This window comes from Plantibacter sp. Leaf1 (assembly GCF_001421315.1).
Classification (GTDB): Bacteria; Actinomycetota; Actinomycetes; order Actinomycetales; family Microbacteriaceae; genus Plantibacter.
The window spans coordinates 429,350-444,641 of the sequence record NZ_LMJX01000001.1 but is presented as its reverse complement, the minus strand read 5'-3'; the positions used below and the strand labels follow the sequence as shown (position 1 = coordinate 444,641).

Here is a 15,292-nt window from a genome sequence, read left to right as displayed (position 1 = left end):
CACCGCGCTGGCCTTCAAGCCGACGGGTGTCCCTGGCAGGGAATGCATTGTTCTAGTAGCATTGCAAACATGTTGTTCCGCATCGATCCGACCTCGACGACCTCCCTCGCCGAGCAGATCGCTGTGCAGGTGCGGTCGGGGATCGCCTCGGGTGACCTCGGTCCGGGGGAGCGGCTGCCGCCCGCTCGCGACCTCGCGCGGGCGCTGCAGATCAACATGCACACGGTCCTCCGCGCCTACGGAGAGCTCCGCGACGCCGGACTCATCGGCATGCGGCAGGGGCGAGGCGCATGGGTGCGGGAGGACGCCGTCCCCGGCCTCGTGCGGGTCGAGGAGCTCGTCAACCAACTGGTCGCCGAGGCCCGCAAGCTCGGCATCTCGCCTCGGGACCTCAACCGGATGATCGAACGCGCCTGACCGGTCCATCCACCACGCGCGACACCGACCGTCCGCGCAGCATCATCGCCGACCACCGCAGCAGCTCAGGGGGAGCACATGCACGACACCACCACACCGCCACCGGCAGCACCAGCTCGCGGACGCATCGTCCTGGCCGGCCTCGCCATGGCCGTCCCGGCGATCGCGATCGCCATCACCCGGCTCGTCTGGGGCGATGCGCTCCCGGTCGACGTCGCCTCGCATTGGTCGGGCACTGGTGCACCGGACGACTCGCAGCCCGCCGCGGGTGTCTTCGTCGTGACGTTGATCATCGCGTCCGTCGTCGCGATCGCAGCCATCATCCTGCTCGCCCTGCCACGGCCCTCCATGCGGACCAAGCGCATGATCGTCCTGATCCTCGGCATCGCCGCGGGATCGGCCGCCGCCGTCTGGGTCATCCCCACGTGGCTCACGCTCCAGGCGGGATCGGTCGATGGCGCCGTCCTCGGTTGGTGGGTCCTCCCGCTCACCGCATGCGCGCTCTGGGGCGTCATCCCCGCGGCGATCCTGCCGGCCCGGCCGCTGCTCGCCGGTGCGACTGCACGACCGGCGCCGATGGACCTCGGGGAGACCGAGGTCGGTGCGTGGAGTCGCAGCGTCACGGCCCTCATGTTCCTGTGGATCACGCTCGGCCTCGTCGCCATCGGTGCCGTCGCGTACACGCCGATCCTGCTGGACGGCGAGTCGGGTGTCGCGACGTTCGGTCTGTCGATCCTCGCCCTCGCGACCCTCCTCTGCGCCTCGTTCATCCGCCTGCGCGTCAGTGTCGACTGGCGCGGCCTCCGCGTCGTCTCGCTCTTCGGCATCCCGATGAAGCGCATCCCGCTCGATCAGGTCGACGTCGTCGAGGCGACCGACATCCGCCCGATGGACTGGGGTGGTTGGGGCTACCGGGTCATGCCCGGCCGCTCGGCCGTCGTGTTGCGCTCCGGCCCCGGCCTCGTGGTCACGACCACCTCCGGCAAGCAGTTCGCGATCACGATCGACGACCCCGAGGAACCCGCCGCGCTCCTGCAGGCGCTCGTGGCCCGCGCCGCAGCCCGCGTCTGAGATTGCCGCGCATGACGATCGGGGCCTCGCGGCGCCGGTGAGCCAATACGGTGAGTCCATGAGCGAAGCACCCCTGGCGACCGGACCGTCGACGACCGCACTGCCCACCACGACCATCGGGACGGACGGTGACGCCGCCGAGGTCGGCGCCATCGGCTACGGTGCGATGTCGATCGCGGGCACGTACGGCGCGATCGCCGACGCCGACGTCACCGCGGTCCTCGACGCGACCCTGGCGGGCGGGGCGAACCTCATCGACACCGCGAACGTCTACGGCGACGGCCGAAGCGAGGAACTCCTCGGCCGATACCTGGCCGGGCGTCGCGACGAGGTGTTCCTCGCCTCCAAGGTCGGCATCGTCACGGGCGAGGGCATCGGCAAGCGCGGTGTCCGCGGCGATCGCGCCCACCTCCACGAGCAGATCGACCGCTCGCTCGCCCGACTCGGCACCGACCACCTCGACCTCTACTACCAGCACCGGGTCGACCCGAACATCCCCATCGAGGAGACCGTGGGGGCGCTCGCCGAACTCGTGACCGCCGGCAAGGTGCTCCGCATCGGCCTGTCGGAGGCGACCGGCGAGGAGCTCCGTCGTGCCCACGCCGTGCACCCGATCGCTGCGATCCAGTCGGAATGGAGCATCGTCAGCCGCGACATCGAGACGTATGTGGTGCCGACGGCGGCCGAGCTGGGCGTCACGGTCGTCGCGTTCTCGCCGTTGTCCCGCGGCCTGTTCACGGAGGACTTCACGGCCGAGACTGTGCCGCTCGGTGGGACGCGCGCCAACTTCCCGCGGTTCCAGCCGGAGCACCTCGCGGCGAACCTCGAGCTCGCCGCCCGGTTCCGGACCCTCGCCCGCCGGCTGGGGACGACCGCTGAGGCGCTCGCGCTCGCGTGGGTGCACGACCGCGGGCGGCAGCTCGGGGCGAGGGTCGTCTCGATCCCCGGTACCCGCAGCGTCGCCCACCTCCGGGCGAACCTCGCGGCCTTCGACGTCGAACTGACCGATGAGATCCGTGCCGAGATCGACACCTACGCCGAGCAGGTCAGCGGGCCGCGTTCCGCCGATCCGAACTGGGTGTCGGGCGGTCGCGAAGGACTCCTCTGACGCGGTCGAGCGGGGCATTCCCTCCGCCAGCGCGGTGCGCTGACGTGAGCGCGGGTCTGTGACGTGAGCGCGGGTCTCCAGAGGGGCGCGCCCACGGCTGCGGGGCGCGGCCACGCCGACTCGAGCGCATTCGCGTCACCGCACCGCGCCGGCCCCACCGGAGGGGCTGCGGGTGTTATCCGTGCCATTGGCTAACATGTGGAAATGACGTCATCCGGGGGACCGACAGCGCTCGACGCACCAGCACCGAAGGGCGAGCCGGGACCGCCTGGGAGGCGCAAGCAACGCGACAAGCGCACCCGCATGCCCACGATGGCCGACGTCGCCGCGATCGCCGGTGTCTCCCCGCAGACCGTCTCCCGGGTGCTCCGCGGCCTCGACAACGTGACCGAGGTGACCCGGCTCCAGGTGGAGGCGGCCGTCGAGCAGACGGGCTACCGACGGACGGGGCTCGCCCGCGCGCTCGTCACCGGCCGCAGCCGCACCATCGGCGTCCTCACCCACGAGACCGACTACTACGCGCGCTCGTCGATGATGCTCGGCATCCAACGCGCGACGCACCAGCACGACTACTTCGTGAGCGCAGCCGGGACGACCTCGTTGTCCGCCGCGTCCATCACCGACGCCATCGACCGGCTCCGGAACCAGGGCGTCGACGGACTCGTGATCGCCGTTCCGATCTGGGACGAGGTCTCCCTGCTGCGGGTGACGGCCGACCTGCCGACGGTCGTGATCGACGGCCTCGAGTCCTTCGCCGACGAGATCGTCCGGGTGGACCAGGAGGCCGCCGGCCGCATGGCGACGGAGCACCTGCTCGACCTCGGGCACGAGACCGTCTGGCACCTGAGCGGCCCGACGGCCTGGAAGGACGCAGGAGGCCGGACGATCGGCTGGCAGGCCGCCCTGCGCGACCGCGGCATCGACGAACCACCCGTCCTGTACGGCGACTGGAGCCCGGAGTCGGGCTACCGCAACGGCCTCCTCCTCGGTCGCATGCCGGACGTCACGGCGATCTTCGTCTCGAGCGACGAGATGGCGTTCGGGGTGCTGCGTGCCCTCGCCGAACTCGGCCGAAGTGTGCCGGGCGACGTGTCCGTCATCGGGATGGACGACATCGCCCTGGCGCAGTACGCCTCGCCGCCACTGACGACCATCCGGCAGCCGTTCAGCGAGATGGGTCGCGTCGCCGTCGAACATCTGCTCACGCTGATCGAGGAGCCCGCGGCGGAGCGCGAGACGGTCGTCATGCTGCCGGAGCTGATCGTCCGCGGGAGCACCGCAGCGCCCGGCACGGCGCACTGAGCGCCGGGCTCAGAACTCCTCGACGTACTCCTCGGTCGGTCCGAGCTCCGGGCGGCTGACGAACTCGACGCCGGATCCCGATCGGTGCAGTTCGAGGACGACGATCCGGTTCGACCCCGACCGCAGGAGCGGCCCGGGAACGTAGAGCGTCTGCTGCGGACCGATGTTCCAGTACCGGCCGAGTAGCGCGCCGTTGATCCAGACGAACCCCTTCGTGAACCCGGGGAGCCGCAGGTGGGTGTCGAGTGGTTCGTCGACGTGGAAGGTCCCGCTCGACAGACCGCCGTCGCCCGTACCGTCGGGCGTGGCTGCGTCTCCTGACCGCTCGATGACCGACCGTTCGACGACCGACCGCAGGTGCAGGGCGTCCAGGCGGTCGAGTGCGACGGGCCGTGCTCGCCAGCCGTGCACGAGACGACGCTCCACGAGCACCGGGCCGAGCAGGCCCTTCCGGGCGCCCAACTGCGGTCCGTAGTTGACGCGGCCGAGGTTCTCCACCACGACCGTCAGTTTCGAGACGAGTCCCGTACCGATCACGGTCACCGTACCGGCCGCCGTGATCGTCGCCTGGTGCTCGCCGTCGAGGAAGATCTGGGCGCGGTCGGCGACGCCGTCGAACACGAGCTCGACCGGGCGGTCGGGGAGGAGGACGTCCGCCTCGTAGACGACCAGACCGCCGTCGACGTCGAGGTCTTCGAAGGACGCCGGTGACGCGGTCCGCTCGCCGAGCGGACCGCCGAGCCCACCGAGGGCGTCGAGCAGGCCGGCGCCGTGCTGCAGTGGCACGCGCCGTTCCGGCAGGTACCGGAGCTCGGGCGAGCGCAGCGGCTGGTCCGCCATGCCGAGGGCCTCGCGGAGGGCGAAGAACTTGGGCGTGAGTCGGCCGTCCTCGGCGATCGGCGCGTCGGAGTCGTAGCTGGTGATGGTCGGCCGCAGTTCGCCATCGACGACGTTCGCCCCCGACCAGAGGCCGAAGTTGGTCCCGCCGTGCGCCATGTAGATGCTGATGCTCCCGCCGTCGGTCAGGATGCCTCGCGCCACCTCGGCGGCGTTGTCGGCGTCGCGCACGTGGTGCGGCTGGCCCCAGTGGTCGAACCATCCGTTCCAGAACTCCGCGACGAAGAAGGGCTCGTCGGGCCGGCGGCTCCGGAGCAGGGCGCGAGCCTCATCCGGCTTCGAACCGAGCGTGGCGGCCATCATGATGCCGGGGATCGAGCCGCCGTCGATCATCAGATCGGTGGGCCCGTCGGCGGTGTAGAGCAGCTCTTGCACGCCGAGTCGGCGCAGGAGCGAGGCGAGCCAGCCGGGGTACCTGGCGTCGTCGCCGTAACTGCCGTACTCGTTCTCGACCTGCACGGCGACGACCGGCCCGCCGTGGACGGCCTGGTAGGGCGCGAGCCGGGGGATGAGCTCCTCGAACCAGGTCTCGACCGGCTGCTGGTAACCCGGGTCCGAGCTGCGGAGCGTGATGTCGCGGGCGGTGAGCCAGGCCGGCAGGCCGCCGTTCGACCACTCCGCGCAGATGTACGGGCCGGGTCGGAGCAGCACGTCGAGACCGAGGTCGGCGGCGGTGTCCATGAAGGCACCGATGTCGCGCCAGCCGGTGAACCCGGGTGCCGCGTCGACCTGGGGCTGGTGGAAGTTCCAGGGGATGTAGGTGTCGATGGAGTTGAGGCCGAGGTCGACGAACCGGAGCATCCGGTCGCGCCAGTGCTCCGGGACGACCCGGAAGTAGTGCAGTGATCCGGACCGGATGGAGTGCGGGACGCCGTTGCGGAACAGCTTCCCGTCGCCCCAGTGCAGCGCCGCGGGGACGGCGGGCTGCGGCTCGTCCGCGACGCGGGGAAGGGCTGAACCGACAGCGTCGGCGAACTTCGTCATGGTGCGGTCGTCTCCTCGAATCAGCGTGCAGGCTTCCACTATGAGGCATGCATGTTATGGATGCCAAGCCTCTATTCATCGGCTTTGAGCCACTTTGTAACGCTTTCGTGTCGACGATTGTTATCCGTATCATTTTCTGCCAGCATGACTCCCAACCACCGCCGACCCCGCTCCACTTCCACGGAAAGGCCGCACCGATGAACAGCACCGACGCTTCCGCTCACGGCCTCCGTGCAGCACGGCAACGCGGTCGTCGCCGGACACGTCTGCTCGTCGCCGCCGGCGCAGCGGTCCTCGCGGGCGTCGTCGTCGCCGGGGTCGCGGTCACCGGGGCCGGAGCGGCTCCCGCGGAGCTGGGGACGATCGGTGGCACCACGGTCACCCGCGACGAGCTGCTCTTCCACATGGAACGTGTCCGCCCCGCGATCGAGAACGAGGTCCTCGTCGAGACCGGCTCCGCGACCGTCGACTGGGATGCACCGCTCGGCGACACGACGGCGATCGACCGCCTGCGCACGGCCGCCCTCGACGAGCTCGCGGCCGACCGCGTCGTCTTCGAGCTCGGCCACGAACACGGGCTGGTGCCGTTCACGGACTTCGCGGGATTCGAACAGACGCTCGCCGACACCAACACGGCGCGCGCCGCACAGCTCGGCGAGGGAGAGGTCGTCTATGGGCTCACCTCCTTCCGCGCGCAGGAGTTCTACGGTCGGCTCCTCTACGACGTCCGGACCAAGCTGGCCTCGGCCGTGAGCTCGGGAGACGACCCGCTCATCGACGTCTCGGAGGCGCAGGTCCGCGACACGTTCGACGCGCACGCCGACGATTGGACGCTGAACGCGAGCACCTACGCCCTCACGCGGATCGCCGTACCACTCGCCTCGACCACGGCCGAGCAGTTCGCCGCCCGGCTCGCGACGGAGGGTGTCGACGCCGTCGGCAGCACCGGCGCGACGGTCTCCGCTTCGACCCTCGACGGTGCCACCGGTCTCCTCGACGGCGGGTCCCGCACGCCCGACCCGCGCCTGGTCGCCGAGGTCGCCACCCTGCCCGTCGGCGCGCTCAGTTCGCCCGTCGTGGAGCAGGGCGACCACGTGGTCTACCGGGTGGACACCGTCACCGTCGACCGCGACGCCGCTTTCGCCGCCTATGCCAGCCGCATCCGAGCCCAGCTCGTGAACGACGCCCTCGACGCGCTCATCGCCGAGCGCGTCGCAGCCCAAGACCGCCAGATGGACAGCAACGCCCTGCACCAACTCACGATGGAGGACACGCACTGATGAACACCGCCACCCCCGCGGCGATCCCGGAACCCCGACGCAGACGTCGGAACCGGTCCGCACACCACCCCGCCCTCCGAGGGCTTGCCGCTCTCGGGCTCACCGCACTCTTCGTCACGGCCTTCGCGCCGGCGGCGTCGGCGGCCCCGACCACCCCCGACGCCGCCGTCCAGGCGGCCGTCGCTCCGACCGGCTGGGCCGGTGACACCCCGAACACGACGGGTGGCACGGACTACTTCGTCGACGCGACCGCCGGTGACGACGCCGCAGCGGGCACCTCGGCCGACACGGCGTGGAAGAGCTTCACGCCCGTCAACGCCAAGACCTTCGCGCCGGGCGACCGCGTCCTCCTGAAGGCCGGGGAGACCTGGTCCGACACCTCCCTGTGGCCGAAGGGTTCCGGGACCGAGGCGGCGCCCATCGTCATCGACGCCTATGGAGCCGCCGATGCGCGTCGCCCCTACATCGCGACGAACGGACAGGTCCCCAGCCCGTTCACGAGCCCGGGCGTGAAGAACCCCGAGACCGTCGGACTGACCGGTGCCGTGATCCTGCGTAACCAGCAGTACGTCCACATCGCGAACCTCGAGGTGTCGAACGACGACGACTTCGCCACCGACATCACCACCGGCAGCTACGTCCGCGACGGTGTCTCCGTGTCGATCAACGCCGACAAGCTCGAGGCCGGTGCCGACTCGATCATGCGCGGCATCAGCGTCACGAACGTCTTCGCGCACGACATCGACGGTCCGTCCTCGTGGCAGAAGATCCACTACGCGGGCGTCAACTTCCAGGTCTTCGGTTCCCAGCAGTACACGGCGTACCCGACGGGTGGCCACCACTTCGAGGACATCAGCATCCAGGACAACACCTTCGAGAACGTCGAGCTGCACGCCGTGCAGTTCGCCTTCAACTGGTTCGGCGATCAGCAGGGCCAGACGGACGCCTCCGGCAAGTACCACGAGGGTTGGGAACAGCTCTGGGTCCGCGACCGCGACCTCTACAGCCGCGACGTGACGATCAGCCACAACTACGCCGAGAGCACCGGCCAGGGCCCGTTCCAGTTCGCGAACACCCAGCGCCTCACCGCCGAGTACAACGAGGCGAACGGCTGGCTCGAGCGCTACAACCAGGTCTCCGCCGGCCTCTACCTGTGGGCCGGTGCCGACAGTGTGATGCGCTTCAACGAGATCTACGGCGGCCCCGCCAACGAGTACGACGCGACGCCGTGGGACCTCGAGTTCACGAACTTCAACGTCGTCTACGAGCACAACTACTCGCACGACAACCAGGGCGGCTGGATGTCCTACATGGGCAACAGCTCCAACTCGATCGCCCGCTACAACCTCAGCGTCAACGACAACGGTGTGATCTTCAAGAACATGCTGTCGTCGAACTACTCGCCCACGTACATCCTCAACAACGTCTTCGTCTACGACGGCGCCGAGCTGGAGAGCTTCCACGACGAGGTGCTGAAGGACCGCGTCTACTTCGCGAACAACGTCTTCTACAACACCTCCACCACCACGTCCACGAACTGGGCGCGGAAGGCGGGCGGCCTCGACAAGGGCGTGTTCTCGAACAACGCCTACTTCGAGGCGAGCGGCAAGCAGTCGGCCAACCAGCCGGTGGACAAGCGGGCCGTCATCGGCGATCCGGAGTTCGTCGGGAACCCGGCCGACTACGCGAAGGATGCCGGCGTCGACGCCATCCGCGACTCGGCCTCGCTGTTCAAGCTCCAGGAGACCTCGCCGTTGATCGACGCCGGTCGCTACAACGAGCGCATCGGCTCCGACGACTTCTTCGGCACCGAGCTCTACTACGGTGACGGCGTCGACATCGGGCTGTACGAGGCCGCGGTCGGTGCGAAGGTCGACAACCCGGTCGACACCGACCCGATCGAGAACGAGGGCGTCGACACCCGCGTCGACCTTGCCAAGGGCAAGCCGATCGTCGCCAGTAGCACGCACCCGCACAACGACTTCGAGTTCAACGCGGGCAAGCTCGTCGACGGTGATCCGGCGACACGCTGGGCCGGTGCGGACGACGCCACCTACCCCCTGACGATCGACATCGACTTCGGTGCCGACACGACGTTCGACGAGGTCGACCTCTCGGAGTTCACCGACTCCGGTACCGACGCCCGCGTCAACGCCTTCTCCCTCCAGCGGTGGGACGCGGCCGCCGGTGCCTGGGTGGGCTTCTCCTCCCAGACGGGGATCGGAGCGAGCAAGGTCGTGAAGGACTTCGGTTCGATCACCAGCTCGAAGCTCCGGGTGTCGCTCGAGAGCCTGCTGCCCGGTCAGGTCTTCGCACCGACCCTCACCGCCATCAGCGTCTTCAACAGCGCGGTCGTCGCCACCGATCCCACGGTGACCCCCACGGCAGCGGTCATGGACAAGAACGCCGCGATGGCGGAGGACCCCGACAACCTGCCGACGTTCACGGTCGACCTCGACGGTGACACCCTCACCGGTCTCCGGTACGTCCAGCCCTCCGGCGCGATCGTCGGCAGCCTCGACGACGCCGACTTCGTCCGCACCGACACGGCGGACGGCGCGACGATCACGCTCACGAACGCGTTCGCCGCCGACAAGGAGCTCGGTGCCTCCGGGGTCGTCTTCGAGTTCGGCTCGAACACGACCGAGCGGGTCACGGTGGAGATCGTCGACACGACGGAACTCGCGGCGTCGATCGCGACGGCGAAGGCCCTCCTCGCCTCGTCAGCGCCCGCAGCGCAGTCGGCGCGCGCCGCCGCTCCGGCGGCCGACGGAGCCGAGACGTTGACCGCGGCGATCGCCTCCGCGGAAGCCGTCCTGGCGCTCGTCAACCGCGACACCGTCGCGACCGGCAACACCGCCGTGACGAACGCCGACGTGCAGGCAGCGGTCGTCGCGCTGAACGCCGCGATCGAGGCCTTCGAGCCCGGTGGCGGCACCCCGGTCACGCCGGGTGGACCGGGCACACCCGGCACGCCCAGCGCAGGAAGCCCCGGTACCGGTGGATCTGGCGCCACCGGTACCGGTTCCGCCGGCGGCTCGCTCGCGAGCACCGGAGTCGACGGTCTCGCACCGGCAGCCGCGGGGATCCTGCTCCTGCTGGCCGGAGCAGCAGCACTCACCCTGCGAGCCCGTCGCGCATCGGCCATGAACCGATGACGGACCGCAGCGACCTCGCCCATGCCCGCAACCGCATCACCGCACTCCCCACCACCCCCTGCAGCACCCACCAGCACTGGGAAGGACCCCTGTCATGAAGCACACGAGAACCGTCGGCGTCATCGCCGCCGTCGCGACGGTCGGCATGCTCGCCGGCTGCGCGGGAAACTCCGGCACGAGCGGCGACGACGCCGACACCCTGAAGATCGCCGCATTCGAAGGCGGCTACGGCTCCGAGATGTACGAGGAGGTCGTCGCGGCCTACGAGAAGCTCAACCCCGACGTGAAGATCAAGCTCACGACGAGCAAGACCCTCGCCGACGAGCTCACCCCGCAGGTCGCGGCCGGCGACTACCCCGACCTCGTCGTCCTCGGCCTCGGCGCCAAGGAGGGCTTCACCGAGTCCTTCGTCCGCGACAGCAACCTCGAGGACCTCACGAGCGTCCTCGACGCGAAGATCCCCGGCGAGGACGTCACCGTCGGCGACAAGCTGACCCCCGGCATCGTCGGCAACCTCAACACCAACCCCTACGGTGACGACGAGGTCTACCTCATGCCGATGTACGCGTCGCCCACGGGCCTCGTCTACAACCAGAAGCTGTTCGCCGACAACGGCTGGACCGTCCCCACCACCTGGGACGAGATGTTCGAACTCGGCGACGAGGCGAAGGCGGAGGGCATCTCGCTCTTCACCTACCCGACGGCCGGCTACCTCGACTCGTACTTCTTCTCGCTGCTGTCCGCGGTGGGCGGGCCGGAGTTCCTCAACGACGTCCTCACCTACAAGAAGGACGTGTGGAAGTCCGACGACGCGACCGAGGCCCTCGAACTGACGACGAAGCTCCTCAGCTACGCAGCGCCGACCACGGTCGGCTACGCCAACGGTCAGGACTTCACGAAGAACCAGCAGACCATCCTCGACGGCACCACGCTGTTCATGCCGAACGGGTCGTGGATCGCCAACGAGATGAAGGACGCCCCACGCACCGACGGGTTCCAGTGGGGGCTCACCCCGGTCCCCGCTCCCGAGACCGACGGCACGCGCTACCTGACGACGTTCGTCGAGTCGGCGTGGGTCCCGAAGGAGGCCACGAACAAGGACGCGGCGAAGGACTTCATCGCGTACCTGTACTCGGACGAGGCCGCTGACATCTTCGCGAAGGCCAACGCCATCCAGCCGATCCAGGGACTCCCGGAGCGCCTGACCGGTGAGGCGAAGGACTTCTACGCCGTCTACAGCGAGCCCGGTGTCGAGGCCGTCGTCGGTGCCTTCGCCGCGACCAAGCCGGTCCCCGGTGTCGACCTCAAGGCCACGCTGTTCGACGCGGCCAACAGTGTCCTCTCCGGCACCACCACCCTCGAGGACTGGCAGAACCAGGTCAACGAGGCGAGCAACAAGCTCACCGACCAGCTCGCGGGCTGATCCCGACCGGTGTGCCCGTCCGATCCCCTTTCGGACGGGCACACCCCCCCCTCCTCGCAGAAAGGACGCGCCGTGGCCAGACGCCCCGTCTCCCTCAACACCCGTGGGAAGAACCGCTTCGTGCTGCTGTGCGTCGCGCCCGCGATCATCCTCTATGTGCTCTTCATGGTCGTCCCGACCTTCGACGTGTTCCGGATGTCGCTCTACAACTGGACCGGCGTCGGCGGCACCCCCACGTTCGCCGGCTTCGACAACTTCGTCGCCCTCGCCGGCGACATGCAGTTCGTGCGGGCGTTCCAGAACACCGTCTTCCTCCTCGTGGTCGTCTCCATCGTGACGATGGCCGGCGGGCTCGTGCTCGCCGGGGTCATGACGCAGGGCAAGGTGCGCGCCCGCAACCTCTACCGCTTCGTGCTCTACCTGCCGAGCGTCCTGTCGATCGTCGTCGTCGCCGCGATCTTCTCCGCCGTGTACGACCAGCAGAACGGGCTCATCAACGGCTCGTTGACCTTCCTCGGCCTCGAGTCGTTGTCGCAGGTCTGGCTCGGCGACCAGAAGATCATCATGTACAGCATCGCCTTTGCGATGGTGTGGCAGTCGCTCGGCTACTACCTCGTCCTCTACATGTCGGGCATGTCGAACATCCCGGCGGAGATCTACGAGGCCTCAGCGCTCGACGGGGCCGGCCCGTTCCGGCAGTTCTTCGACGTCACGCTGCCGCTCGTCTGGGAGACGCTCCGCACCTCCCTGATCTTCTTCATCATCAGCTCGATCAACCTCGCCTTCGTGCTCGTCCGGGCCCTCACCGGTGGCGGCCCCGACGGTTCCTCCGAGGTCCTCCTCGACTACATGTACAAGCAGGCGTACACGAACTCGAGCTACGGCTACGGCATGGCCATCGGGACGGCGATCTTCCTGTTCTCATTCCTCGCGGCGCTCATCATCAGCCGTGCGACCAAGCGAGAGGTCCTCCAGTTCTGATGACCACGACCACCTCAGCTCCCGTCCCGCCGATCGTGACACCGCCGTCATCCTCGGTTCCACCCGGACCCACCTCCCGTCTGCGCGTCCGTCGCCGCAAGCCGGTGTCCTGGATCTCGAACCTCGTCCTGATCCTCATCTCGCTCATGATCCTGGTGCCCGTGCTCTGGGTCGTCATGGCCTCGGTCAAGACCAAGGGCGAGTTCTACGGCAACCCGTGGGCGCTGCCCGAGGGTCTGCACTGGCAGAACTTCGTCGACGCGTTCGTCGACGCGAACATGGGCCCCTACCTGCTCAACTCGCTGCTCGTCACGGTCGTCGGCCTCTGCTTCGTCCTCATCATCGCCGTGCCGGCCGCGTATGCGCTGGCCCGGTTCGAGTTCCGCGGCAAGTCGATCCTCGAAACGCTGCTGCTCGCGGGCCTGTTCATCAACGTGAACTACATCGTCATCCCGATCTTCCTCATGCTCCTCGGGTGGGACAAGGCCCTGCGGACGTTCATGCCGAGCGGCTTCTTCATCGACAACCTGTTCGTCCTCGGGCTCGTCTACGCTGCGACGTCGCTCCCGTTCACGATCTACTTGCTGCTCGCCTACTTCCGCACCATCCCGGTGTCCTACGAGGAGGCCGCGACGCTCGATGGCGCGTCGCGGTTCCGCACGATGCGGACGGTCATGCTGCCGATGGCGATGCCGGCCATCAGCACGGCGATCCTGTTCAACTTCCTGAGCTACTGGAACGACTACATCATCTCGTTGTCGCTGATCCCGGGCGAGAACAAGACCCTGCAGGTGGGGCTGCTGAACCTGTTCCAGGCGCAGCGCGCGGCCGCCGATTACGGCCGGTTGTACGCGGGTATGGTGATCGTCATCATCCCTGTCGTGATCCTCTACATCATCATCCAGAAACGTCTGTTGCAGAACGTCGGAGCCGGAGGGCTGAAGGAATGACCAAGGAACGTGTGGGAGTCGTCGTCGCGGCGGTCGTGTTCGTGAGCTGCGTGGCCGCGGTGATCATCGCCAACCAGTCGGTGGGGTGGGTGAACCTCGGGGTGATGCTCCTCGGGCTCGCCGGCTTGATCACGCTGCTCGCCCTGTACAACCGGAAGTTCCGATGAGCCGCGCGGGGGCCGACGGTTCGGCCGGACCGGTGATCGACACTGAGCAGCGTCTGGCCGAGGCGGTCGCCGTCGTGCCGTCGCCGCGGCAGCTCGCCTGGCAGGGGATGGAGTTCTACGGCTTCATCCACTTCGGGGTCAACACGATGACCGACCGGGAGTGGGGTGACGGCACCGAATCGCCCGCCGTGTTCGACCCGTCCGGCGTCGACGCCGAGCAGTGGGTCGCCGCGGCGAAGAGCGCCGGCATGCGCGGGCTCATCCTCACCTGCAAGCACCACGACGGGTTCGCGCTGTGGCCGACAGCCGTGAGCGACCATTCCGTCGCGTCGAGCCCGTGGCGCGATGGCGGTGGCGATCTCGTCGCCGAGGTCGCGGCGGCGTGCCGGGCGGCCGGGCTCGCGTTCGGTGTCTACCTGTCGCCCTGGGATCGCGCCGAGGCCAGCTACGGCTCGGGTGACGCCTATGACGACTTCTTCGTCGCGCAGCTCACCGAACTCCTCAGCGGCTACGGCGAGTTGTTCTCGGTCTGGTTCGACGGCGCGAACGGTGAGGGGCCGAACGGCAAGAAGCAGCTGTACGACTGGGACCGCTACTACGCCGTCGTCCGCGAACTCCAGCCGAATGCGGCGATCAGCGTGTGCGGGCCGGATGTGCGCTGGTGCGGGAATGAGGCCGGATCGACCCGCGCGGACGAGTGGAGTGTGGTGCCGGCGTCGTTGCGCGACGCGGAGCGCACCGCCGACCGCTCGCAGCAGGTCGACGACGGGCTCTTCTCGCGGGCGGTGCAGTCCGACGAGGAAGACCTCGGCAGTCGCGCCGCGATCGTCGCGACCACGGAGCCGCTCGTCTGGTACCCGGCCGAGGTCAACACCTCGATCCGTCCGGGTTGGTTCCACCACCCCGCCGAGGACGGGCTCGTGCGCTCCGCGGAGGAGCTGTTCGACATCTACGAGCGCAGCGTCGGCGGGAACGCGACGTTCCTGCTCAACCTGCCGCCGACCCGCGACGGGGTGATCGCGGAGCCCGACCTCGAGAGCCTCGCCGGTCTCGGCCGACTGATCGACGAGCTGGAGCGGCTCGACGTCGCAGGCTCCGCACTGCTCACGATGTCGAGCGCGCCGGTGCCGGCCGCGTCGATCACGGGGACCGGGTCGCAGCTGGACGTGGTGACGTGGCGCCCGGACGACGACGATCCCCTGCCGACCCTGCGGTTCCGATGGGACCGACCGCAGCCGGTGTCCGGAGTGAGTGTGCGGGAGGCGATCGCACATGGCCAGGTGGTCGAAGGGGTCGAGGTCTCGGCGCTGGATACCGACGGTGTGCCGCGGGTGCTCGCTTCGGCGGCGACCGTGGGAGCTCAGCGGATCCTCCGATTCGACGCGGTCGAGACGACCGAGTTGCGCGTCACGATCACCGCATGCCGAGCGCAGCCGCACCTCGCGCGGATCTCGGTCTTCACCACCTCCTGACGCTCTTCCTCCGCCGGTCTGCGTCAGCGCGTTGTGCCGGCGCGGTGCGCTGGCGTGAGCGCGGTGTTGCGGGCGCGGGCGC

Annotated in this window: 12 protein-coding genes; 11 read left to right on the top strand and 1 reads right to left on the bottom strand. The window is 68.8% G+C overall.

Annotated elements, in window-relative coordinates:
• The first annotated feature begins 69 nt into the window (after nt 1-69).
• The 4 genes from ASE44_RS01975 (at nt 70) to ASE44_RS01960 (ending at nt 3,898) form a co-directional block, all read left to right on the top strand.
• Nucleotides 70-417, top strand: coding sequence for a GntR family transcriptional regulator (locus ASE44_RS01975; RefSeq protein WP_056776889.1), 348 nt, complete (start codon nt 70-72; stop codon nt 415-417).
• A gap of 78 nt (nt 418-495) precedes the next feature.
• A complete protein-coding gene (locus tag ASE44_RS01970; protein ID WP_056776887.1) occupies nt 496-1,488 on the top strand; it encodes a hypothetical protein in 993 nt (330 codons plus the stop codon).
• Nucleotides 1,489-1,546: 58 nt separating this feature from the next.
• A complete protein-coding gene (locus tag ASE44_RS01965) occupies nt 1,547-2,596 on the top strand; it encodes an aldo/keto reductase (RefSeq protein ID WP_082455657.1) in 1,050 nt (349 codons plus the stop codon).
• Nucleotides 2,597-2,800: 204 nt separating this feature from the next.
• On the top strand, nt 2,801-3,898 hold the full coding sequence (locus ASE44_RS01960) for a LacI family DNA-binding transcriptional regulator (protein ID WP_200920992.1): 1,098 nt from the start codon (nt 2,801-2,803) through the stop codon (nt 3,896-3,898).
• Between the two features lie 9 nt (nt 3,899-3,907).
• On the opposite strand, the gene ASE44_RS01955 is transcribed toward ASE44_RS01960, so the two are convergent.
• On the bottom strand, nt 3,908-5,779 hold the full coding sequence (locus ASE44_RS01955) for a beta-galactosidase (protein WP_082455655.1): 1,872 nt from the start codon (nt 5,777-5,779) through the stop codon (nt 3,908-3,910).
• Between the two features lie 197 nt (nt 5,780-5,976).
• On the opposite strand from ASE44_RS01955, the gene ASE44_RS01950 reads away from it, so the two are divergent.
• The 7 genes from ASE44_RS01950 to ASE44_RS01925 all read left to right on the top strand — a co-directional run bounded on the left by ASE44_RS01950 (nt 5,977) and on the right by ASE44_RS01925 (nt 15,210).
• On the top strand, nt 5,977-7,059 hold the full coding sequence (locus ASE44_RS01950; protein ID WP_056776885.1) for a peptidylprolyl isomerase: 1,083 nt from the start codon (nt 5,977-5,979) through the stop codon (nt 7,057-7,059).
• The gene (locus ASE44_RS01945; protein ID WP_056776882.1) at nt 7,059-10,217 is read left to right on the top strand and encodes a discoidin domain-containing protein; all 3,159 of its coding nucleotides are present in this window, start codon (nt 7,059-7,061) and stop codon (nt 10,215-10,217) included. The genes ASE44_RS01950 and ASE44_RS01945 overlap by 1 nt, the downstream gene beginning before the upstream one ends.
• 94 nt (nt 10,218-10,311) lie before the next feature.
• Nucleotides 10,312-11,640, top strand: coding sequence for a carbohydrate ABC transporter substrate-binding protein (locus ASE44_RS01940; protein ID WP_056776879.1), 1,329 nt, complete (start codon nt 10,312-10,314; stop codon nt 11,638-11,640).
• Nucleotides 11,641-11,712: 72 nt separating this feature from the next.
• A complete protein-coding gene (locus ASE44_RS01935; RefSeq protein WP_235522519.1) occupies nt 11,713-12,621 on the top strand; it encodes a carbohydrate ABC transporter permease in 909 nt (302 codons plus the stop codon).
• Nucleotides 12,621-13,571 (top strand): carbohydrate ABC transporter permease, encoded by a 951-nt coding sequence (locus tag ASE44_RS01930; RefSeq protein ID WP_082455653.1) that lies wholly within the window; start codon nt 12,621-12,623, stop codon nt 13,569-13,571. The genes ASE44_RS01935 and ASE44_RS01930 overlap by 1 nt, the downstream gene beginning before the upstream one ends.
• Nucleotides 13,568-13,738, top strand: coding sequence for a hypothetical protein (locus ASE44_RS18780; RefSeq protein WP_164488329.1), 171 nt, complete (start codon nt 13,568-13,570; stop codon nt 13,736-13,738). Before ASE44_RS01930 ends, ASE44_RS18780 begins: the two co-directional genes overlap by 4 nt.
• Nucleotides 13,735-15,210, top strand: coding sequence for an alpha-L-fucosidase (locus ASE44_RS01925; RefSeq protein ID WP_082455651.1), 1,476 nt, complete (start codon nt 13,735-13,737; stop codon nt 15,208-15,210). The genes ASE44_RS18780 and ASE44_RS01925 overlap by 4 nt, the downstream gene beginning before the upstream one ends.
• Nucleotides 15,211-15,292: the final 82 nt, after the last annotated feature.